The organism is Paractinoplanes bogorensis (assembly GCF_018829635.1).
Lineage (GTDB): Bacteria > Actinomycetota > Actinomycetes > Mycobacteriales > Micromonosporaceae > Actinoplanes > Actinoplanes bogorensis.
On the sequence record NZ_JAHKKG010000014.1, the window covers coordinates 170194 to 191362 of the forward strand.

Consider the following 21169-nt stretch of genomic DNA (forward strand, 5'->3'; position numbering starts at 1 on the left):
GGGCCGGCAGTCGATGAGCCGGTCAAGCGCGCAAGGGAGGCACACGCGGCCGGGAGGTCAGGCGGAGTCGCGGGGCACGACTCGGACGATGTCGGCGGCGGGCAGTTCGGGGGCCGACCGGCCGCTCATCGCGGCCACCACGGTGGCGGCCAGGTGGGCGCCGACCACGGCCTGGTCGGTTGTCACGGTGGTCAGCGGGGGTGCGGCGAGCCGCGCCGGGGGGATGTCGTCGACGCCGATCACGGCCAGGTCGCCCGGCACCGACAGCCCGGCCGTCCGGGCGCCGGCCAGCACCGCCAGCGCCACCTCGTCGTTGTAGGCGCAGACCGCGGTCACCTCGGTCGACTGCCAGCGGCGTACGCAATCGGCGGCCGCGGACGGGTCCAGCGGCACCGTCAGGCCGACCGGTGTGGGCAGGCGCCGGGCCGCACAGGCCGCGCGTACCCCGGCCAGGCGGGGCTCGGCGAAGAAGCGCACCCGCTGGTCATCGGGGTAGGCGTAGCCGAGCCGGGTGTGCCCGGCCGCGACCAGGTGTTCGGCCTGGCGGCGGCCGACCAGCTCCTGCGGGACGGCCAGTTCTCGTCCCCGGCCGCGGCGGGGCACCGCCACCACCACGGCGACGCCGGCCGAGCGCATGGCCGCCGCTTCGGCGTCGGTGAACTCGGTGTACGAGATGACGGCGGCCGGGGTGATCGCCTTCCACAGTTCGGCCACCGGGCGCTCGCCGCGGCTGCCGGGGTGCACGACCAGGGTGAGGCCGTGCCGGGTGAGGGCGGCCGACAGGTTGCCGAGCAGCGAGCCCACCTCGGGGCCGATCGGCCAGTCGGGCAGCAGGCAGAGCACGACGTCGGAGCGGCCGGTCCGGAGGGTGCGGGCGGCCGCCGAGGGGGAATACCCTAGGCGGGCGGCCGCGTCGAGCACGCGGGTGCGGGTGCCGGCCGAGATGGTCTGCCGGGGCGTGTCGTTGAGGACATAGCTGACCGTGGCGCGCGAGACGCCGGCCAGCCGGGCCACGTCGGCGCTGGTGACGCGCTTCGTGTCAGGCATGGTGAGACCCAACTTACACGTGTAACCGAAATCGTGTAAGCATGAAGGCATGACGACCGATCTCGCCGCTCTGGTCAAGTCGCTCGACCTGCCGGCCAAGGTGCGCCTGCTCACCGGGGCCACGGCGTTCACCCTGGCCGACGACCCGTCGATCGGGCTGCACGAGATGCGCTTCTCCGACGGGCCCACGGGCGTACGCGGGCTGAAGTTCATCGGTGGCCGGGTGGTGACCCTGTTCCCGAACGCGACCCTGCTCGCCTCGACCTGGGACGACGCGACCGCATACGAGGTCGGCCGGCTGCTCGCCGAGGAAGCGATGGCCCAGCGGATCCACGTCGTGCTCGGCCCGACGATCAACCTGCACCGCTCCCCGCTGGGCGGCCGGCTGTTCGAGGCGTACTCGGAAGACCCGCTGCTCACCGGCAAGCTGGCCGCCGCGTACGTGCGCGGTCTTCAGGACAGTGGTGTCGCGGCGTGTCTCAAGCACCTGGTCGCCAACGAGTCCGAGACCGAGCGCAACTTCATGAACTCGGTCGTCGACGAGAAGACGCTGCACGAGCTGTACCTGCTGCCGTTCGAGATCGCGGCCGACGCGTGGTCGATCATGGCGGCCTACAACGACGTCAACGGCGTGGCCGCGACCGAGCAGCAGTACGTCAACAACGAGATCGTCAAGGGCGCCTGGGGCTACGACGGCCTGATCATGTCGGACTGGTTCGCCACCAAGACCGCCGGCCCGGCCGCGAACGGCGGTCTCGACCTGGTCATGCCCGGGCCGGGCGGTCCGTGGGGCGACGCGCTGGTGGCCGCGGTCGAGTCGGGCGAGGTCGAAGAGTCCACGATCGACGACCACGTCATCCGCCTGCTGCGCCTGGCCGAGCGGGTGGGCGCCCTGGGCGAGGCGCGCGCCTGGCCGTCCGACCTTCCCAAACCCGATTCCCCCGTACGCCGTCAGCAGCTCACCGAGCTCGCCGCGCGCGGCATGACGGTCCTCAAGAACGACCACGACCTCCTGCCGCTGGACCGCTCGGCGGCCGTGGCGCTGATCGGGCGGCACGCGCTCGAGACGATCGACATGGGCGGCGGGTCGGCCGGCGTGAACCCGCCCTACCAGGTCAGCGTGGCCGAGGGCCTGGTCGAGCAGCTCGGCGCCGGGCAGGTCACGGTGGTCGACGGTGTGAGCGTGCGGACCCGGCCGGTGCCGGCCCGCGGCGGGTTCCTGACCGCGCCGTCGACCGGTGCGCCCGGCATCGACGTGATCCTGCTCGACGCCGCCGGGAACGAGCTCGAACGGCGGTTCTGCGCCCAGGCCAAGACCATGATCGGGATGGACGACGACTTCACCGGCACGGTGGCCACGGCGCGGCTGGTCGCCGACGTGCACGCCGACGGCCCGGCCGAGCTCGGCGTGCTGGGCATCGGCCGGTGGACGGTCACCGGCGGCGAGGAGTTCGAGCTGGTCGCGGCGGGCACCGGCATCGGCGAGGAGGTGCTCACTCCCCCGGTACGCACCTTCACGCCGGACGCCGCCCCCGGGCGCTTCGAGGCCACGGTGACGGTCGACGGGATGGGCCTCTACGGGCTCATCGGCCACGCGGCGACCCGCGAGACGGTCGACGTGATCGACGACGCCGTACGGGCGGTGGCCGGTGCCGACGTCGCCGTGGTGGTCGTGGGGCTGACCGAGGAGCAGGAGACGGAGTCGGTCGACAAGAGCACGCTCGAGCTGCCCGGCGCCCAGGACCAACTGGTCGAGGCGGTGGCCGGGGCGGCCCGCCGGACGGTGGTGGTCGTCAACGCGGCCACCCCGGTGCTGATGCCGTGGCTGGACCGGGTCGACGCCGTGCTCTGGGCCGGACTGCCCGGTCAGGAGGGCGGCCACGCCGTGGCGGCGGCCCTGCTCGGCGACATCGAGCCGGCCGGCCGGCTGGTGACCACGTTCCCGTCCGCCGACGGGGCATCCCCGGCCTGGTCGGTGACCCCGGTCGGCGGCCAGGTGGCGTACGGGGAAAAGACGTTTGTGGGTTATCGCGGTCATGCGGCGGCGCGCGCGCCCGAACCGGCGTTCTGGCTGGGCCACGGGCTCGGGTACGGCGAGTGGGAGTATTCGGACGTGCGTCTGGTGACCGGAGACGCGCCATCGATCACCGTCACCGTCCGCAACGTCGGGCGCCGGGTGAGCCGCGAGGTGGTGCAGGTCTATCTGCGGCCGGTCGAGCGGGATGAGCCCGTACGGCTGGTGGGGTGGACGTCGGTCACGGTCGAGCCCGGCAAGTCGGCCCGGGTGACCGTGCACACCGACCGCAGGCTGTGGCGACGCTGGGACGTGGAGTCACATTCCTGGGCGGCGCGGCTCGCCGACGGCGGGGAGTTCCTGGTCGCGCGAGGTCTGGGCGACATCCGCGCGACAGTTTCCTGACCGTCGCGACAGCGCCTGGCATACTCGTCACCTGCCGTGACGTACGACCGCCGGGGATGACGCCGTGACCGCAGCGCCCGAACGTCTGGGGCTCGAGGGCATCGAGCTCCAGGCCGCCGTGCGCCCGGAAGACGTGCTCGAGGCGATGCGGCGCGAGGCCGAGACCCGCAAGGCGCTGCTGGCCGGGGGCCGCACCCTGGTGCCCAACCACTACACGGTCGGCCTGTCGGAGTACGACCACCGCCGCTGGGCCCCGCACGCCACGCAGGTCGCCCAGGAGCTGGCGATCCGGCAGGCGGCGCTGATCGCCGAGCAGGCCTGGATCGTCTACGGCGACATCTCGGTCGAGATCTTCCTGGCCGACGGGCTCGACACCGGCACGTTCCGGGTGGCCGCGCTGCTCGAACCCGACCCGCCCGCCCCGGCCGCGGGCGGCCACGAGGCGCTGGCCACGCTGGTCACCGCCGAGGGGCAGGCCTGGCCGCTGGCCCGGGGCATCACCGTGCTCGGCCGCGACCGTCAGGCCGACCTGCGGCTGCGCGATCCGGGGGTGTCCCGCCGCCACCTGATCCTCGAGGTGACCGACGAGCGGATCAGCCTGACCGACCTGGCCTCGCACAACGGCACCCGGGTCAACGGCCACCCGGTGGCCACGGTCGAGCTGCGCCCGGGCGACACGATCGAGGTCGGCGGCACCACCCTCACGCTGCGCTCGGCGGGCTGACCTCCAGGTCGTCGTGCCACAGCTCGTACGGCTCGCCCCGGCGCTTCGCGTGATACATGGCCACGTCGGCCCGGTGCAGCACGTCGTCCGGGCTGTCGGCCCCCGGGGCGCTGACCGCCACGCCGATGCTGGCCCCGATCAGTGGTGTCAGGGCCTCGCTGATCCGCCGGGCCACGCCGGCCGCCTCGTCCTCGCCGGCCACGCTGCGCAGGATCACCGCGAACTCGTCGCCGCCGAGCCGCCCGGCCAGGTCGTCCCCGCGTACGGCGCGGCGCATCGCCTCGGCCACCGCCACCAGCAACTGGTCGCCGGCCTGGTGCCCGAGCGTGTCGTTGATCGGTTTGAAGCCGTTCAGGTCGATCAGCAGCACCCCGACCGCCCGGCCGGCGCGCCCGGCCCGGTACAGGGCCGAGGCCAGCTCCCGGTGCAGGCGGGCCCGGTTGGCGATCCCGGTCAGCGCGTCGGTGGACGCGGCCTCGTCGCTCTCGTTCTGGGCCAGCATCTGCCGCACCACGACGATCGCGGTGATGCCCATGCTGCCGAGCACCAGCCCGGTCCACGGGAACAGCTGCCCCTGCCGCACGGTGGCCACCGCCATCAGCGCGTATCCGATGCCGATCGCGATGTAGGGCAGCTTGGTGGCCAGCCCGCCGCGCCGGAGGTCGGCGTCGCCGGCCCCACGCGACCGGCGGCCCTGCTCGACGGCGCCGCTCGCCAGCATCCAGTGCATGGTCAGCCAGCACGCGAACTGCCAGGGCGTCCGGACCACCAGCGTCTCGTGGGCCTGGCTGTAACCCAGGTAGGCGTCCCCCACGAACAGCGCGAACACGCCGGTGCCGAGCATCAGCAGCGGGCGCCGGGCGGCCCGGTCGGTGCCCCGCATCAGCACCCGGGCAAAGGCGAACAACACCAGAAGATCCACGACCGGGTACGCGGCGGCGGCGATCACCACCCGCACCGACGCCCCGCCCGGAGCCAGGGCCGGCCCGATCACGATGTACCAGAGCACCATCGAGGCCCCGAGCGCGACCGTGATCGAGTCGAGGACGGCCTTCCAGCGCTCGCGGCGGGTCGCCTCGGGCAGCGGATGTGACTGCAAGGCGACGAACAGCGTCAGCGCGAACGCCATGTGGGCGGCGTCGCCCGGCTGCGGGAAGGGCCGGGCCCCGGTCAGAAAGAGGAAGAGCAGCGGCACCGAGAGGGCAAGACACTGCGCGGCCGTCAGAATCCACCACGTACGGCGGATCGCCGCGTCCTGCGTCCGGTCGCGGGCGGCCCGGACCGACCACACAACAGCGACGATCCCCATCGCGATCATGACGGGCCCGGTGACGTGGTCGACCGGTACGGCCTGGGTGGCAGCGGCAACGACGATGCCCGCCATGGTGACCGCGTAGGCCACGCACAAGGCCACCAGCACGCCCGCTCCTCACCGCAGAGACTCCCCAGTCTCTGTTCGGCCGCCCAAGCCGATCGCTGAACAGCGGCCCGCCCTCCCTGGGGGGACCCCCGCCACGCCAGTGTGACGATTTGTGCTGATCTTGGCGGGCCGGATCCGCCCGCGCTGTGGATAAGCCGTGCCTGTGGACAGCGCCGATGGGTGCAGCGGGACGGCCTAGGATGCGCGGCCGGCGACGACGTTTCCTGCTGTGCGGGGCAGCCGGAAGGCCTCGATGGCGGGTAGCGCCAGCAGCACGGCGAGCGCCAGGAAAGCGACCCGGAACGGCGTCTGCGCGTCGTCCGTGAAGGTGCCGCCGAAGCGTACGAGAAGTGCTCCCAGAGCCACGCCCAAACCGGCGCCTAATTCCTGGACCGTTGACATCAGGGTGTTGGCGCTGGTCATCCGGGCCGGGGGGACGTCGGCGAACGCGGACGTGTTGTAGGTGGTGAAGCCGGTGGAGCGGAAGACGCCGCTGAGCAGCAGGACGAGCAGGATCAGGAGCAGTGGGGTCGACGGGCCCAGGAAGGCGATGCCCACCAGGCACGCCGCCGAGGCGACGATCGAGCCGAGCATGACCGTGCGGATGCCGAAGCGGCGCATCAGCGGGGTGGTAGCCGGTTTGATGCCGATGTTGCCGGCGAACAACGCGATCACCACCAGGCCGGCCTGGGCCGCGGTCCAGCCGAAGACGAGCTGGAACAGCAGCGGCAGCAGGAACGGGATCGCCGTGATGACCGCGCGGAACAGGGAACCGCCGAGGGCCGTCGCGCGGTAGGTGCGTACGCGCAAAATGCTCAGGTCGACCAGCGGCTGAGGGGCCCGCAGCAGGTGGAAAGTGGCGGCGCCCAGCGTGACCCCGGCAAACACGAGCAGGGCGATCGCCACCGGCCAGGGCGGATGCGGCCCGGCCACCGTCTCGAGCCCGGCCACCAGGGCCGCCGTCCCGGCCGCGATCATCAGGAAGCCGCGCCGGTCGAGCGGGCGGGGCTCGTCGGCGCGCATGTCCGGGACCAGCCTGCGGGCCAGCACCAGCGCGGCCACGCCGAGCGGCACGTTGATCAGGAAGATCAGACGCCAGCTTGCGTACGTGCTCAGAATGCCCCCGAGCGCAGGCGCGAGCAGCGGTGCGGCCAGGGCGGGCCACGTCAGGTAGGCGATCGCGCGCACCAGGTCGGTCTTGGCCGTGGTGCGGATGACCACCAGCCGCCCGACCGGGACCATGAGTGCGCCGCCGACACCCTGCAGCACCCTGGTCCCGACCAGCATCGGCAGGTTCTGCGCGGCGGCGCAGCCGATCGAGGCCAGCGTGAAGACGATCAGCGCGACGGCGAAGACCCGGCGGGCGCCGTAGCGTTCGGTCAGCCAGCCGCTGATCGGGATCAGCACGGCCAGGGTGAGCAGGTAGGCCGTGATCGCCACATGGACGGAGACCGGGGTGACCCCGAGGTCCTCGGCGATGTGCGGTGCCGCCGGGGCGATCACCGTCGCGTCGAGGATCTCCATGAAGAACGCGCCCGCGACCAGCAGCGCGAGACCCCGAGCCTTACCGTCCATGCAGCGATCATCGGCCCGCCACCCTGGTCAGCGGTAGTGGCCACCCGGCAGGAACTGGGCCGGCCGGAGCGCCCGCCCGGTGATCCGGACGTCGCCGATCCAGCCGTAGAAGCCCTGGCCGTACTTCAGGTCGAACGAGGTCGCGCCGATCACGAACGGCCGGCCGACGGTGGCGATGCCCTGCGCCGGCTGGGTCGGGTTGCGCGCGATCTTCGAGCCGTTGACGTAGACGATCGACCGCTGCCCGTCGTTGACCACCGCCAGGTGCTGCCACACGCCGGTCGGCAGGGCGTGGCTCCACGAGGTCGGGTTGTGGTCGCCCACCTCGGAATAGAGCACGTACTGCAGGAAGCGCTCGCCCGAGATGTTGAGGCTGCAGGTGGGTTCGAGGTCGGACCAGCCGCTGTGCTTCCCGGCGTCGCCCGCGCGGCCCTCCCAGCTGAGGATGCCCATCCACGCGTGGTCGCCGACGAACGGCTCGGGCAGCTTCACGAACGCCTCGATCGTGTAGCCGTCGAGGAACTTCGCGCTGTTGATCGGGGCGTTGTCGGCCGTACGGAGGGTCGCGCCCCGGTCCGGGCCCTTGCCACCGTCGAAGCGCAGGCTGGCGTGGGCCGGGGCGCCGACGTGGTGATCCCCGGACACCGTGAGCGTGTCGGCGGTGCTGTTCGCGAGACGCCGTACGGTCAAATGGTTGCCCTTGCCGCTCAGGTCCCGGATCGTGGCGCCGTCACTGACGCTCAGACCGGCCTGGTCGAACCGCCAGTACGCGGCGGTGTGGCGGTCGACCACGGAGGCGGCCGGACGGGGCGCGGGCTTGGGCGCAGGGAACCGGGCGTCGAAGTCGAACTCGAGGCTGAAGCGGTCGACGTCCCCGGTCAGCTCGATCGTCTCGGACTCGAGCGGGGTGCGCTTGTCCGGGTCCTTGGCCAGGAACCAGGGCGCGAACGTCTCGACGTCGATCCGGTTGCGGCCCAGATCGAAGTGGTAGAGCCGGATCATCGCCGCGCCGCCGTAGTAGCGGTCCTGGTAGTTGGTGATGTGGACGTGGACGTCGTTGCCCTTGGCGTTCTTCAGGACCGTGCGCCCGGGCGGCCAGTAGTGCCCGTTCAGGGTCAGGAAGATCTGGTCGTTGTCCTTGATCAGGTTGTCCCAGAGCCGCTGACCGTTGCCCGAGAGCGAGGCCTTCCCCGAGTCATCGGCGTACGCGAGGTCGTGCGTGGTGACGATCGCCGGGTTCTTGTGCTCCTGCAGTTTCTGCCGCGCCCACTCCAGGCCGCTGTCCGAGATGCGCCAGTCGAGGGCGAGGATCAGCCACTGACGCCCGGCCGCGTCGAGCAGGTGGGCGCTGTTGTAGCCGTCCTTCGACGTACCCAGGAAGGTCTTGGACTTGGCCTGCCGGTCCGGACCGAAGGTTCGCAGGTACGCGCTGTCGCCGCGCTGATCGTCCCGGGAGCCGTCGATGTCGTGGTTGCCGGCCAGGACGCTGTACGGGAGTTTGCCGTCGATCTTCGTGAAGGTCTGACCGGCCAGCACGATCTCCTGCTCGGTGCCGTGCTCGGTGACGTCGCCCAGGTGGGTCAGGAAGGCGATGTTGTCGTCGGCGCGCTGCTGGAGCAGGTAGGCGAACGTCTCCTTGAGCGGCGCCGGGTCGGAGCTGTCGGCGTCGAACAGATACTGGGTGTCGGGCAGCACGGCGAGCGCGAACCGCGGGTCGTCCGCGTCGAACCTGGCCGGCGCGGCTTCGGCCGGCGCGCTTCCGGCGGCCGTCGTGATCACAGTCGCGGCCGCGGCCGCTTTGAAAAGATTCCTTCGTTCCACGCCCGTCAATATGTCGGGCGTGGCGCAACAGCGGGCAAACGCTAGGCGGCGTTCCAGGTATCGATGGCCGGACGGCCGTGATCGAAGCCGAGGATCGACAGCGTCGCCGTGCCCAGCTTGAGACGCCCGCCGCCCTCGGTCGGCATCTCGATCCAGCGGGCCCCGGTCACTCGCAACGCATGACCGTGCCCGATCAGCGCGACGTCACCGCGGTCGAGCAGCTCGCGGGCATGGGCCAGAACCCGGTCGATGCGCTCGCCGATCTGCTCCGGGCTCTCGCCGCCGGGCGCGCCGTCGCGGAAGAGCCACCAGCCCGGATTCGTCTCGTGGATCGTGGCCGAGGTGATGCCCTCGTATTCGCCGTAGTTCCACTCGGCCAGATCTTCGGTGGTCTCGGTGACCGTCAGCCCGGCCAGCTCGGCGGTGCGCAGGGCGCGCCGGCGCGGGCTCGAGATGACGGCCACGAAGTCGCGGTCCTTGATGCGGGCGGCGACGGCACGGGCCTGGCGCTCGCCCTCGGCGGTCAGATCGAGGTCCGTGTACGACGTGTGCTTGCCGTTCGCGCTCCACTCGGTCTGCCCGTGCCGAATCAGGACGATCTCGCCCATTTTTGTGCCCCTTTTTCACGCTTTTTTATGCTTTTTGAGCAGCCACCGCCTCCCCCACCCGCCCTGGGAGTGGTGGAGACATTACGCGCTGTCAAGCCTGCTCGGCGGGTTATCCACAGGGCCGGACTACCCCAGCAGATCCTTGAAATCCACGGTCAGCGCGAACGGATCCACCACCGAAACCGGCTCCCGCCGCGCCACCTCGGCCGCCAGCTCCCCCGCCGCCCGCCGGATCCGCGACCCGAGCAGCCCGTCCGCCGAGTCCGCACCCCAGTCATCGCTGGCCGCGAACACCGCCGTCGGCACCACCACCGCGTGCAGATAGGCGAACATCGGCCGCAACGCATGCTCCAGCGCCAGCGAGTGCCGCGCCGTCCCCGCCGTGGCCGCGATCAGCACCGGCTTGTCGACCAGCGCTTCCTTGTCGACCACGTCGAAGAACGACTTGAACAGTCCGCTGTAGCTGGCCGTGAAGATCGGCGTCACCGCGATCAGCCCGTCCGCGCCCGCCACCGCGTCCAGGGCTTCCTTGAGCGGCCCCGGCGGGAACCCGGTCAGCAGATGGTTGGCAATGTCGTGAGCCAGGTCGCGGAGCTCGATCACCGTGACGGTGAAGTCGCCTTCGGCGGTCACGGCGGCGGCCAGCTGGTCGGCCAGCAGCCGCGTGGACGACGGCTGGCTCAGACCGGCGGAGACGACAACCAGATTGCGGGTCATGCGGCGACCTCCTGGCGAGCGGCGAGCATCGAGGCGTGAGTGGGCGCGTCCGGCACGTGCGCCGGCTTCAGCGAGTCGAATTCCTTCCGCAGTACGGGGACGACCTCCGACCCGAGCAGGTCCAGCTGCTCGAGCACGGTCTTGACCGGCAGTCCCGCGTGGTCGAGCAGGAACAACTGACGCTGGTAGTCGCCCACGTACTCGCGGAAGCCCAGCGTGCGGTCGATGACCTGCTGCGGGCTGCCGACGGTCAGCGGCGTCTCGCGGGTGAAGTCCTCGAGCGACGGACCGTGCCCGTACACGGGAGCGTTGTCGAAGTAGGGCCGGAACTCCTTCACCGCGTCCTGGCTGTTCTTGCGCATGAAGACCTGGCCGCCGAGGCCGACGATGGCCTGGTCGGGGTCGCCGTGCCCGTAGTGGGCGAAACGCTCGCGGTAGAGGGCGACCATGCGCTGGGTGTGCGACGCGGGCCAGAAGATGTGGTTGGCGAAGAAGCCGTCACCGTAGAAGGCGGCCTGCTCGGCGATCTCGGGGCTGCGGATCGAGCCGTGCCAGACGAACGGCGGGATCTCGTCGAGGGGGCGCGGCGTCGAGGTGAACGACTGCAGCGGCGTCCGGAACTTGCCCTGCCAGTCGACGGTGTGCTCGCGCCACAGCTTGTGCAGCAGGGCGTAGTTCTCGACGGCGAGCGGGATGCCGGCCCGGATGTCCTTGCCGAACCAGGGGTAGACCGGCCCGGTGTTGCCGCGGCCCATCATCAGGTCGACGCGGCCCCCGGACAGGTGCTGCAGCATGGCGAAGTCCTCGGCGATCTTCACCGGGTCGTTGGTGGTGATCAGCGTGGTCGCGGTGGACAGCTGCAGCGTCGACGTCTGCGCGGCGATGTAGGCGAGCGTCGTGGTCGGCGAGGATGAGAAGAACGGCTCGTTGTGGTGCTCGCCGAGCGCGAAGACGTCGAGGCCGACCTCCTCGGCGTGCTTGGCGATGGTGACGATGTTCTTGATGCGCTCAGCCTCGGACGGCGTCTGCCCGGTGGTCGGGTCGGTCGTGATGTCGCTGACGCTGAAGATTCCGAACTGCATGACCCGCTCCTGTTGTTCTCGACTGCCCTCGACAACGCTGCCGATCGGCCGAGTATTTCAAAATTGTAGGATCCTGCCTGCGGCGCGGGTCACACCCCGCGTTGCCGACAGATTTCCGGCACGCGACATGGACGAAAAGCGCGGAAAGTCATCCGAACGCGCCCGAGAGGCGTATCGCTATAGACAGGATCAGTGTCCTAATGTGCAACCCTGCAACGGCGGACAGTTGGAAGATGCGGAGTTACCGGGCCGCAACTTAGAGTTGTGGTACCCGCCGGACGTGTCGACTGCTGAACGCCGGAAGGAAAGCTCGTGACCGACGAGATCGACGAGGAAACCGTGTTCACGCGGACCGGCACCGTGCCGGCTCCGCCGGTCGGCAACGCCGACGTGAACTGGGACGAGTTCGACTCGCAGGCCTACTTCCAGCACAACTACGGCGAGCTCCGGCGCGACGACGCCCGCATCATCGAGATCATCGCCAACTTCTTCCAGACCGCCATCCCCAAGCGGCTGGGCCGCGCGATCGACGTCGGCAGCGGCACCAACCTCTATCCGGCCCTCACGATGCTGCCCTACTCCTCCCGGGTGACACTCTTCGAGCGGGCTTTCACCAACCGCGCGTGGTTGTCCCACGAACTGGAGGAGCCGAACGGCTCCTGGAAGTACTTCTGGGACGCGATCGCGAGCGGCCGGCTTCCGTACGCGAACATCGGCGACCCGATCGACGTGCTGCACAGCCGGGCCGACGTGACCCGGGGCAACATCTTCAGCCTGGAAGAGGACCGGTACGACATGGGCACGATGTTCTTCGTGGCCGAGTCGATCACCACCCGGATCGACGAGTTCGAGCGGGCCGCCCGCCTGTTCGTCAACTCGCTGCACCGTAACGCCCCGTTCGCCGCCGCCTTCATGCGTGACTCGTCCGGCTATCTGGTCGGCAACCAGTTCTTTCCGGCCTGCTCGATCACCGAGGTCGAGGTGGCCCGGGCCCTTGCCCCGGTTGCGCGCAACCTTCACATTGAACTGGTGGAGAGCAACGACCTTCGCGAGGGGTACGGCGGCATGATGGTCGCCACCGGACGGAAGAAGTAGCCCTCCACATCAGAGCAAGCGGCACACAGGCCCACGGACGGGTAGGTGACGGCGCAGAAATGCAGATCCAGCCACGTCAACAACTTCTGGAGATCTGGCGCGCGACGGCGCGGGTGTCCTATCACGACAGCCAATGGGTCCCGGGCGGGCGCAACGGCAGCAACTCGATCAGCGACGCCGAGCAGTTGCTGTGCATCATGGCTCCGGCGACCGAGATCCCGCTCTTCCGTCTGGACCGCCCTGACGCGATCGCCAACGACGTGCTCGACACGCTCAAGCCGATCGGTGACAACCTCCAGATTCCCCAGCGTCTGCTCAAGGCGCTGCAGGCCTACCTCGACCGGTACACCGACGCCGACGGCACCCCGGTCTTCTCCGGTGGCTCCTATTTCTCCCCCGAGGAGGACGGCGCCGAGATCAAGCAGGACCAGTACGAGCTCGACGTGGTCGACTCGTTCTCCATCTCGATCTCGCTGATGCTGGCCACGATCGGTTTCACCAAGACCTTCCGGCAGCTGGTGACCCGGCCGGTTCTGCTCCGGCAGGTCGACGAACTGGAGCGGGCGGCCAACGTCCGGCTCTCGGCGGCCATGGCCGGGCTGCTGCGGAGCTTCGCGGTCAACGTCTTCACCGCCGAGAGCGAGCCCGGCGTCGAGCTGCTGCGCACGGTCAACCAGGAGCGCCGACCGTCGAGTCAGGTGGTCGAAGATCTGCGCGAGGCGCTGCGCGAGATCAACGCCCGTCTGCGCGACGAGGTCACCATCGGTTCCGGCGCCGCCGAGGACAACGAGCTGGAGAATCCCAACAAGCTGTTCGAGTGCGGCTGGTCCTGGGGTCTGGTGCGCAACGCCCCGAGGATCGAGACGACCGCCTCGATCGGGGAGCAGCGGGAGGGCACCGCCCAGAACGCGCCCTATCTGTACTTCACCACCGTGGCCGTGGACGCCATCCAGGCGCTCTCGTCGGAACGCACCCGGCTGCTCGGCCTGCTCGACACCGAGCAGGCCCGTCTCGCGCAGTCGCTGCAGCTGCGCTTCGAACTGACCCGCTCCTACTGGGCGACGATCGCGACGTTCGGGTCCGGCGGCTGGCCTCTCGAAGACCTGCCCTGGCGCACCACCGACGGCGTCGAGTTCGACTACTTCAGCCTCCTGGTCGGCGGCATGGTCATCCAGGACATGCAGGCCGTCCGGGTGTCGAACACCGAACTGCGCCGGGTGGCCGGCGTGCTCGAGCAGATCGCCCGGCGCAGCCGCATCACCAACCGGTCGACCGTGCCCGAGACCGCGATCCGGGTGCACCACCCGGGTCTGCGCTTCGCACTGGAGGGCAGCGAGGACGTCGGCGGTCCCCGGCTGGCCTGGACGGTCGGCGACATCTCGCCGACGCTGCTGCGGCGGTCCTTCACGCTTGCGGGCATGCTCGAGGGCGGCCCGATCCGCACCGGCCTGCTCGACCTGGCCGACGAGGTCTGGGAGCACCTCGAGCAGCGGGCGCTGCGCGAGGGCGACGACCACGGCCTGTGGGACCGGCCGGCCGGCGTCTACAAATACCTCGCCGACGACCAGCACGAAGTGTCCTGGTACTACACGAAGCGGGTGATCGACTGCCTGGTGGCCGCGGCCCGGCTGATCGGCGACGCCCCGCAGCGCAGCACGCTGCTGACCGAGATCGCGGCCGACCTGCTCAACGAGGCCGACCACCTCTACAGCCGCGAGCTGCTCAACGGCACCACGACGCGCGGCGAGACGTTGCGGATCGAGCTGGAACGGATCGGCACCGAGCTGCGCCGGGCCCGGACGGTGCGGCGCGAGCGGCCCGGTGTCGCCGTCGCCGTGACCGAGGAGGTGCTGCGCAAGCTCGACCGGCTCTCCGCGGCCCGCAAGGCCGACAGCGGGGTGACGTGATTTGATCATCTTCGCGACATCCGACAAGGGTGGCACCGGCCGCTCGGTGACCAGCAGCAACCTGGCCTACCGGCACGCGCTGCAGGGCTACGACGCGTGCTATCTCGACTTCGACTTCGGCTCGCCCACGTCGGGGGCCATCTTCGACCTGCCCGAGGCGCTGGCCGGGGTCGAGGAGGGCGGCCTGCACAGCTATCTGCTCGACGGCACGCCCGAGCGGCGGATCAACGTGTGGGCCGACTCGCAGCGGGAGGCGCTGCGCAACCGCCCGGCCGGTGCGGGACGGCTGACGCTGCTGCCGGGTGACGCCGGGCGGGGCGAGTTCAGCTCGGCCCCCGGGGTGGTCGAGCGCTGCGTCACGCTGCTGCAGCGGCTCGACGAGGAGTACCACCTGATCCTGATCGATCTGAGCGCGGGCCGGTCGTACGCGACCGAGATCGTGCTCGAGGCGACCCGGCACCAGGCGCTGCGCGACGTCGAGGCGCGCTGGCTGGTGTTCCACCGGTGGACCCGGCAGCACATCATCGCGGCCGGCAACCTTGTCTACGGCCGGCACGGCATCATCGAGACCGGCAGCCAGCGGGGTCACGACGCCGAGGAGCTGCGCGAGTCGATCCGCTTCGTGCGGACGGCGGTGCTCGACCCGTCGTCGCCCGATCAGGCCGGTCTGCGGCCCGAGCAGCTGGCCTGGCTCGACGTGTGCAACCGGCGGCTGCAGGATCTCGCGTCCCGGCTCGGGGTCGGCCGGCTCAACATGATCGGCGAGGTGCCGCTCGATCCCGTCCTGCAGTGGCAGGAGCAGCTGATCTCCAACGACGACGTGTGGCTGCACCGCACGGCCAACGAGCGGACCGTGGCCGCCTTCGAGGAGCTGTCCAAGAAGATCGTCGACGTGAACGCGTGGGTCGGTCTGTGACGACCGCCGACGATCTCGAGGCCGCGCCGACGCCGAGCCGTTCGGTCGCGCTCTCGCACCTGTCCGTCGAGCTCGGTCACCTCTACATGGAAGACTTCGCCGAGGGCGAGGGGCGACTTCAGGAGCAGTTCCTTCGCGTACGCCCGTGGGCCGAGACCGCGATCCGCCAGGCCCACGACGCGGTGGTCAAGGGCCGCCCCCGGATCAGCACCTGCTTCCTGATCGACGACTACTTCACCCGGTTCTCGACGCCGCGCGAGGTCGTCACCATGCTCGTGACGGCGGCCGGGAAGGCCGGGCTGACGATCGACTACGTGGCCCGCGAGTCGGGGTGTGCCCGGGCCGGCACCATCGACGTGGCCCGGCTGGTGCAGGAGCACCTGGTCGACGAACCGGCCGAGGGAGCCAACGGGCGCCCGGCCGCGGCGGTGAGCGGCTGGCTGACCAACGGCGAGCGCTCCCCCGGCACGTCGGCCTCGGCCATGGCCGCGCCCCGCCAGTGGCAACCGCCCCGGCAGAGTGCCGTGCAGAACCACTCGATCTTCGTCGACCTCGAGCTGTGGAGCGATCGGCCCGACGGCAGCCGCCAGTGGTCGTGCCCGTTCCTGGCCGCGGTCTGGCAACTGCAGCGGCTCGGCCTGCTGCGCCATCTGGGCCGCCCGGTCGCCGAGCCGCAACCGGCCACACCGGCCGAGCTGCCGGCCGAGTGGGAGCTGATGCCCGCCGTGGTGAAGCTCAACCCGCAGGCGGCGCCGATGCGGGCGTACCGGACGTTCTCGGCCATCGACTCCCGGTTCCTGCCGATCGAGCTGGCCGTGCGGACGATCCTGGGCAACGTCGCCATCGACCCGGCCGCCGCCGCCCAGGTGCGCACCCGGGCCCGGGGTGAGGGGTTCGACCTGCCCGACGAGACGGTCGGGCGGATCGCCTACGCGTTCCTCTGAGCCTCGGTCCGTAGCTCGCGCGAGATGTCCCACAGCTCGCGGAACAGCTGCGCGCACTCCTTGACCCGCGCGTCGTTGAGCACCAGCCGGGTCTCGGCCACCTGGGCCAGCTGCGGATCGCTGATCGTCGGGGTGGTCTCGTAGGCCAGGATGTCGTCGAAGACGATCAGGTCGCGCAACTGGACCTGCAGCGGGGTGTGCACCGCGGACCGGTCGAGCAGGCGCACGTCGATCGACATCTGGCGTTGTTCCTCGTACGCCCGGCGCAGTTCCGGATCCCGCTCCATCTCGGGATTGTCGAGCACGAAGATGCGCCGCACCCGTTTGCCGGCCCGCGCCGCCCGGCGCTGCGCGTCCAGATAGCGCTGACCGATCTCGCTGCGCCACAGGTCGTGGTCGACCGCGGCCAGGCTGATCGCGTCGACGCTCAGGGTGGCGTGCCGGGTGAGGCCGAGCAGCCAGTCGCGGTCCTCGCCGTAGTAGGTGACGGTGCCGCCCTCGGACAGCTGCTTGAGGAAGTCCGACGTCTCCTTGATCTTGGCCTGCACGAACTGGTAGACGATCGGCGGCGAGTCCGGTGAGATCGTGGTCGAGTTGCGGACGAGCTGGGTCACCAGGTCGGTCTGCAGAGCCGACGCCTCGACCGACCCGAACAGCTCGGTCGCCTCGTTGATCTTGGCGAAGGCGTCGCCGACCAGCTTCTTCATGTCGTCCATGCCGTCCCGCTCGAGCTTCTCGACGGCGGCCAGCCGCTTCTCGAACTCGACCAGGAACCGCACCATCAGCACGATCCCGCCGATCAGCACCGAGAGCGTGATGCAGACGGCCTGCGGCTGGTCCAGGCCATTGGTGATCAGGAAGGTGGTTCCACCGGTGACGATGGTGACCAGAGCCGTCCGCACGACACCGGAGCCCTCGCCGACCTGGCGCGCGACACTCATCACGCCGGCTCCCCCGCGAGCGCTTCGACCGCGGCCAGCGCGACCTGGTCGCGGATCCGGTCGCGCAGCAGCCGCCACTGGTCGCTCAGCGCGTCCTGCCGTTCCACCGCCGCCCACAACTCGCGGGCCACGTCACCGTCACGCCGGCCGGGCAGCCACAGGTGCAGCAGGTGGTCGACCGCGGGCCGGAGCCGGCGCAACGACTCGCCGAACGGAAGCACCCCGATCTCGGCCCGTTCGACGATCCCGAGCACCGAGGTGAGCAGCCAGTCGTGCAGGGCCAGGTCTTCGCCGAAGGCCACCAGCAGCCGCGGATCGGCTCCGGCGGGCAGCGTCACGCGCAGCACCCGCAGCTGGTCGCCGTGGACCGCGAACCGGGGCGGACCGGTGCTCGCGGCCTCCTCGACCACGAAGCGCAGCCGGGTGCGGGGCAGGCGCAGGCGTTCGCGGGGGCGTCCGTCGGCCGGGACGGCGCTCTGCACCACATCGGACGCACGGCCGGCGATGTCACCGAGGTCGAGGGCAGCCGGGTCGCGGGCGGCGGCGGCGAACGCGTCGGCCACCTCGCCCGTACGGGCCCGGCCGACGGTCTCGATCACGCCCGGGCGGGCCAGGTAGTGCGACCACGGGCGCCGGGCGCTGCCGTCGGCGGGCGTCAGGGTGGCCCAGGCCGTGCCCTGCACGACATGGCCACCGGTGATCGCGGCCCGCTGCAGGACGGTGCCGATACCGCGGACCTGACGCGCGGCGGCGGGCACCCCGAGCGGGCAGTCCACCCCGACCGGTCGTTCCGGCGACCGCACGTACGCCCGGGGACGCTCGAGCCGCAGCACCGGCTCGCCCGCCACCAGGTCGACCAGCATCGCGGCGCCGGTCGCGCTCAACGGTCCACGACCACGAAGCAGGCCGGTGTGGACCTCACCCACGATGAGCACGTCTGGGACCCCCCAATGTCGACGGCGCGGAAGCCTGGGGAGAGTACGCACCTGCTCCCCAGCGGCGCGCCCCCGGGCCGCTTGACGTCAGCGGTTCGATTGGAACGCAAAGGTCGGCGGATTGCAATACCGACGGTGATCGCTCACAAACGGTGAGTGTTTGTGCCTACCACCCCCGAAGTGGGGTGACAAGGCACGGGCGCGAAATCCGCACTCGCCGGAGAAATCCTCGCGTTCGCTATCCGACAGATCGATCGCCGTTAGCTTGAGTGAGGTGACCTCCGACCGACCCGATGTGCTCGTCGTCGGCGCCGGTGTCTCCGGCCTGACCACCGGCGTGCGCCTCGCCGAGAGCGGCCGCCGTGTGCGCATCAGGGCCGAGCAGGAGCCGTGGGAGAGCCATTCGGCGGCCGCCGGTGCCATCTGGGACCCGATCTACGCCCAGCATCCGCGCGTGTCGCAGTGGGCCGCCCGCTCCTACGACGTCTTCGTCGAGCTGGAACAGCAGGGCTTTCCCGGCGTACGCGTCATCGACGGCGTCGAGGCCTCCCGCGTCCCCATCTCGGTTCCCGACTGGGCGGTCGGCCTGCCCGGTTTCCGCGTCTGCGAGCCGGGCGACCTGCCCCCGGGCTTCGTGTTCGGCTGGCACTACACCGCCCCGATCATCGACATGCCCGCCTACCTGCACGAACTCCAGCGCCGGCTGATCACGGCGGGCGGCGAGCTGGTGTTCGGCCCGCGGCTGCGCAGCCTGGACGACGCGTTCGCCGACGCCCCGATCGTGGTCAACTGCAGCGGGGTGGGGGCGCGCGAGCTGGTGCCCGATCCGTCGGTCCAGCCGATCCGGGGGCAGCTGGTGGCCGTACGGAACCCGGGGTTGACCGAATTCTTCGCCGAGTACACCGACGAGCTCGGCGAGATGACCTACCTGCTGCCCCAGGGCGACACGCTGCTGCTGGGCGGCAGCGCCGAGAAGGGCGAGGCCGACCCGGTGCCGGACGCGCAGATCGCCGCGGACATCGTGCAGCGGTGCAGCCTGATCTTCCCGGCGATCCGCGACGCCGAGATCGTCGGCCACCGCACCGGCATCCGGCCGTCGCGTCCCGAGGTGCGCCTCGAGCACGAGGACCTCGGCGACCGGCACCTGATCCACAACTACGGGCACAGCGGGGCCGGCGTGAGCCTGTCGTGGGGCTGCGCCGACGACGCCACCGAGATCGTGCTGGGGCTCTAGCCGGCCACGTGGGCCGTGTTGTCCAGCCAGTGCCTCACAACGGACACGTCGCCGGTCTCTCCGGTGAGGGGCAGCCGCCGGGTCAGGATCAGCAGCAGCGATCCGGCCGGGCCGCTCACCGTGGCGTCGGCCGTCCGGACGCCGGGCTGCCAGGTCGCCCCGTCCGGACCGCGCTCGACGAACCAGGCGTCGCCGGAGTCGGTGGCCCGCCACAGCAGGGTCTGCCCGCTGCCCCGCAACGCCTCGGCCGATTTCGGCACCTGCATCGCCCACGTCGGCGAGGTGAGCATCCGGAAGTGGTTGGTGATCAGCGCGGCGGCCACATCCGGGTCGACGCCCGGGGGCCGACCGGCCGCGTTCTCGCCGTCGAAACCGTGCACGACGGCCTCGTTGAGCATGCTGGAGCGCCAGAATTCGACTCCCGTACGCCCGTCGCCGGCCGCGTTCCACAACGGCACCTCGTCGGCGAGCGCCGCCACCACCCGTCGGGCCGACCGGTCCAGCCAGGCCGCCCACTCGCCCGGGTCGGCCGGGAGGGCCACGACCTCGGTCGGCAGCTGAGTGGGGTCGGTGATCTGCCGTTCGGCCATCTCGGCGACCCAGTGCTGGGTCTGACCCAGGTGCTCGACGAGTTGCCGGACGGTCCAGTCGGGCGCGGTCGGCACAGCGGCGTCCGGCCCGGCCTGGGCGGCGGACCCGGCCAGCCACCGGGTGTGCTCGACGATCGCCCGACGGGCCTGGTCCGGCTTCAGCTCGCTCATCGCGTTGCCCTCTCCGTTTCGGTGCTGGTACCGGCTCAGACCGGCCGGGGCGCCCGAACTCATCGGTGACATACCGTGGCTCCATGAAACCTGACGTGCTTGTCGCCGGGGCCGGGGTGTCCGGGCTCACCAGCGGGATCCGGCTGGCCGAGGCCGGCTTCCAGGTGCGGATCGTGGCCGCCGAGATGCCGCTCGACACCACCTCGGCCGCGGCCGGGGCCATCTGGGGCCCGGCCTACGTCGACCACCCCGAGGTGCCACGGTGGGGCGACGAGGGCCTGCGGATCTTCACCGATCTGGCCGGCGACGCCGGTGCGGGCGTCCGGATGCTGACCGGGGTCGAGGCGTCCCGCGTTCCGACGTCAGCGGCGCCGTGGGTGCACGGCGCGACCGCGGCCGGGCCGGGCGACCTGCCGGACGGCTGGGCGTCCGGGTGGCGCTTCCGTGCGCCCGTCATCGACATGCCGGTCTACCTGCAGTGGCTGCTCAAACGCTACGAGGCGACCGGCGGCGAACTGATCCGCGGGCGGCTGACCCGGCTCGAGGACGGGCTGGCCGACGCCCCGGTGGTGGTCAACTGCACCGGGCTCGGCGCACGGGCCCTGACCGGGGACGACACCCTGGCCGCGAGCCGGGGGCAGATCGTGGTGGTGGCCAACCCGGGCGTCGAGGAGTTCTTCGTGGAGATGACCGACGATCCCGAACTGGCCTACCTGCTCCCCCAGGGCGACCGCCTGCTGCTGGGCGGCTGCACCATCGCGGGCGACGAGTCCCCCGGGATCGACCCGCTGATGGCGAGGCGGATCATCGACCGGTGTGCGGCCGTACGCCCCGAGGTGCGCGACGCCGAAGTACTCGGCCACCGGGTCGGCTTCCGCCCGATCCGCCCGACCGTCCGGCTCGAACGCGACGGCTCGATCATCCACAACTACGGCCACGGCGGCGCCGGGATCACCCTGTCGTGGGGCTGCGCCACCGACGTCGTCGCCCTGGCCCGGGAGATAGCACAAGATCGATAGGCTC

At 71.0% G+C, this 21169-nt stretch carries 18 protein-coding genes; 8 read left to right on the forward strand and 10 right to left on the reverse strand.

The genetic code is table 11. The features are described 5' to 3' along the window. Positions 1–57 precede the first annotated feature (57 nt). Complete coding sequence (locus KOI35_RS38095) at positions 58–1047, reverse strand: LacI family DNA-binding transcriptional regulator (RefSeq protein WP_215793848.1); 990 nt, start codon at positions 1045–1047, stop codon at positions 58–60. Positions 1048–1096: 49 nt separating this feature from the next. On the opposite strand from KOI35_RS38095, the gene KOI35_RS38100 reads away from it, so the two are divergent. After that, entirely contained in the window at positions 1097–3466 is a 2370-nt protein-coding gene (locus KOI35_RS38100; RefSeq protein ID WP_215793850.1) for a beta-glucosidase family protein, read from the forward strand. A gap of 64 nt (positions 3467–3530) precedes the next feature. Continuing rightward, positions 3531–4190 carry an FHA domain-containing protein gene (locus tag KOI35_RS38105; protein WP_215793852.1) on the forward strand — a complete coding sequence of 220 codons (660 nt, stop codon included), beginning with the start codon at positions 3531–3533 and terminating at the stop codon, positions 4188–4190. On the opposite strand, the gene KOI35_RS38110 is transcribed toward KOI35_RS38105, so the two are convergent. From KOI35_RS38110 to KOI35_RS38135, 6 genes are all read right to left on the reverse strand, one after another. Next, positions 4168–5610 (reverse strand): GGDEF domain-containing protein, encoded by a 1443-nt coding sequence (locus tag KOI35_RS38110; RefSeq protein WP_215793854.1) that lies wholly within the window; start codon positions 5608–5610, stop codon positions 4168–4170. The two genes, KOI35_RS38105 and KOI35_RS38110, sit on opposite strands and share 23 nt — an antisense overlap. Before the next feature lie 195 nt (positions 5611–5805). Next, positions 5806–7185: an MFS transporter gene (locus KOI35_RS38115; RefSeq protein WP_215793857.1), complete on the reverse strand. Its 1380-nt coding sequence runs from the start codon at positions 7183–7185 to the stop codon at positions 5806–5808. Between the two features lie 27 nt (positions 7186–7212). Continuing rightward, a complete protein-coding gene (locus KOI35_RS38120; protein ID WP_215793860.1) occupies positions 7213–9006 on the reverse strand; it encodes a laminin G domain-containing metallophosphoesterase family protein in 1794 nt (597 codons plus the stop codon). Between the two features lie 41 nt (positions 9007–9047). Further along, a complete protein-coding gene (locus tag KOI35_RS38125) occupies positions 9048–9614 on the reverse strand; it encodes a histidine phosphatase family protein (protein ID WP_215793863.1) in 567 nt (188 codons plus the stop codon). Positions 9615–9740: 126 nt separating this feature from the next. After that, entirely contained in the window at positions 9741–10331 is a 591-nt protein-coding gene (locus tag KOI35_RS38130) for an FMN reductase (protein ID WP_215793865.1), read from the reverse strand. Beyond that, entirely contained in the window at positions 10328–11413 is a 1086-nt protein-coding gene (locus KOI35_RS38135; RefSeq protein ID WP_215793867.1) for an LLM class flavin-dependent oxidoreductase, read from the reverse strand. Before KOI35_RS38135 ends, KOI35_RS38130 begins: the two co-directional genes overlap by 4 nt. A gap of 312 nt (positions 11414–11725) precedes the next feature. Here KOI35_RS38135 and KOI35_RS38140 point away from each other — a divergent pair, with 312 nt between their 5' ends. The 4 genes from KOI35_RS38140 to KOI35_RS38155 are packed head-to-tail and all read left to right on the forward strand — an operon-like array spanning position 11726 to position 16275. Continuing rightward, positions 11726–12508: an SCO2525 family SAM-dependent methyltransferase gene (locus KOI35_RS38140; RefSeq protein ID WP_215793869.1), complete on the forward strand. Its 783-nt coding sequence runs from the start codon at positions 11726–11728 to the stop codon at positions 12506–12508. A gap of 59 nt (positions 12509–12567) precedes the next feature. Further along, the gene (locus KOI35_RS38145; RefSeq protein WP_215793871.1) at positions 12568–14415 is read left to right on the forward strand and encodes an SCO2524 family protein; all 1848 of its coding nucleotides are present in this window, start codon (positions 12568–12570) and stop codon (positions 14413–14415) included. Position 14416: 1 nt separating this feature from the next. Then, positions 14417–15331: an SCO2523 family variant P-loop protein gene (locus KOI35_RS38150; RefSeq protein WP_215793873.1), complete on the forward strand. Its 915-nt coding sequence runs from the start codon at positions 14417–14419 to the stop codon at positions 15329–15331. Next, positions 15328–16275, forward strand: coding sequence for an SCO2522 family protein (locus KOI35_RS38155; RefSeq protein WP_215793875.1), 948 nt, complete (start codon positions 15328–15330; stop codon positions 16273–16275). The genes KOI35_RS38150 and KOI35_RS38155 overlap by 4 nt, the downstream gene beginning before the upstream one ends. Here KOI35_RS38155 and KOI35_RS38160 read toward each other — a convergent pair. Then, positions 16260–17216 carry a DUF6879 family protein gene (locus KOI35_RS38160; protein WP_215793877.1) on the reverse strand — a complete coding sequence of 319 codons (957 nt, stop codon included), beginning with the start codon at positions 17214–17216 and terminating at the stop codon, positions 16260–16262. The genes KOI35_RS38155 and KOI35_RS38160 overlap by 16 nt on opposite strands. Then, positions 17216–18151 carry an SCO2521 family protein gene (locus KOI35_RS38165; RefSeq protein ID WP_215793879.1) on the reverse strand — a complete coding sequence of 312 codons (936 nt, stop codon included), beginning with the start codon at positions 18149–18151 and terminating at the stop codon, positions 17216–17218. Before KOI35_RS38165 ends, KOI35_RS38160 begins: the two co-directional genes overlap by 1 nt. Before the next feature lie 274 nt (positions 18152–18425). Between KOI35_RS38165 and KOI35_RS38170 the strand changes: the two genes are divergently transcribed. Next, positions 18426–19385, forward strand: coding sequence for an FAD-dependent oxidoreductase (locus KOI35_RS38170; RefSeq protein ID WP_215793881.1), 960 nt, complete (start codon positions 18426–18428; stop codon positions 19383–19385). On the opposite strand, the gene KOI35_RS38175 is transcribed toward KOI35_RS38170, so the two are convergent. Beyond that, positions 19382–20146, reverse strand: coding sequence for a maleylpyruvate isomerase family mycothiol-dependent enzyme (locus KOI35_RS38175; RefSeq protein WP_215793884.1), 765 nt, complete (start codon positions 20144–20146; stop codon positions 19382–19384). The two genes, KOI35_RS38170 and KOI35_RS38175, sit on opposite strands and share 4 nt — an antisense overlap. A gap of 83 nt (positions 20147–20229) precedes the next feature. On the opposite strand from KOI35_RS38175, the gene KOI35_RS38180 reads away from it, so the two are divergent. Then, positions 20230–21165 carry an FAD-dependent oxidoreductase gene (locus tag KOI35_RS38180; protein WP_215793886.1) on the forward strand — a complete coding sequence of 312 codons (936 nt, stop codon included), beginning with the start codon at positions 20230–20232 and terminating at the stop codon, positions 21163–21165. The last annotated feature ends 4 nt before the right edge of the window (positions 21166–21169 follow it).

What these genes read in the sequence shown, in the direction of transcription:
- KOI35_RS38095 (WP_215793848.1), bottom strand. Translation starts at nt 1,047, where the DNA reads ATGCCTGACACGAAGCGCGTCACCAGCGCCGACGTGGCCCGGCTGGCC.
- KOI35_RS38100 (WP_215793850.1), top strand. Translation starts at nt 1,097, where the DNA reads ATGACGACCGATCTCGCCGCTCTGGTCAAGTCGCTCGACCTGCCGGCC.
- KOI35_RS38115 (WP_215793857.1), bottom strand. Translation starts at nt 7,185, where the DNA reads ATGGACGGTAAGGCTCGGGGTCTCGCGCTGCTGGTCGCGGGCGCGTTC.
- KOI35_RS38125 (WP_215793863.1), bottom strand. Translation starts at nt 9,614, where the DNA reads ATGGGCGAGATCGTCCTGATTCGGCACGGGCAGACCGAGTGGAGCGCG.
- KOI35_RS38130 (WP_215793865.1), bottom strand. Translation starts at nt 10,331, where the DNA reads ATGACCCGCAATCTGGTTGTCGTCTCCGCCGGTCTGAGCCAGCCGTCG.
- KOI35_RS38135 (WP_215793867.1), bottom strand. Translation starts at nt 11,413, where the DNA reads ATGCAGTTCGGAATCTTCAGCGTCAGCGACATCACGACCGACCCGACC.
- KOI35_RS38145 (WP_215793871.1), top strand. Translation starts at nt 12,568, where the DNA reads ATGCAGATCCAGCCACGTCAACAACTTCTGGAGATCTGGCGCGCGACG.
- KOI35_RS38160 (WP_215793877.1), bottom strand. Translation starts at nt 17,216, where the DNA reads ATGAGTGTCGCGCGCCAGGTCGGCGAGGGCTCCGGTGTCGTGCGGACG.
- KOI35_RS38175 (WP_215793884.1), bottom strand. Translation starts at nt 20,146, where the DNA reads ATGAGCGAGCTGAAGCCGGACCAGGCCCGTCGGGCGATCGTCGAGCAC.
- KOI35_RS38180 (WP_215793886.1), top strand. Translation starts at nt 20,230, where the DNA reads ATGAAACCTGACGTGCTTGTCGCCGGGGCCGGGGTGTCCGGGCTCACC.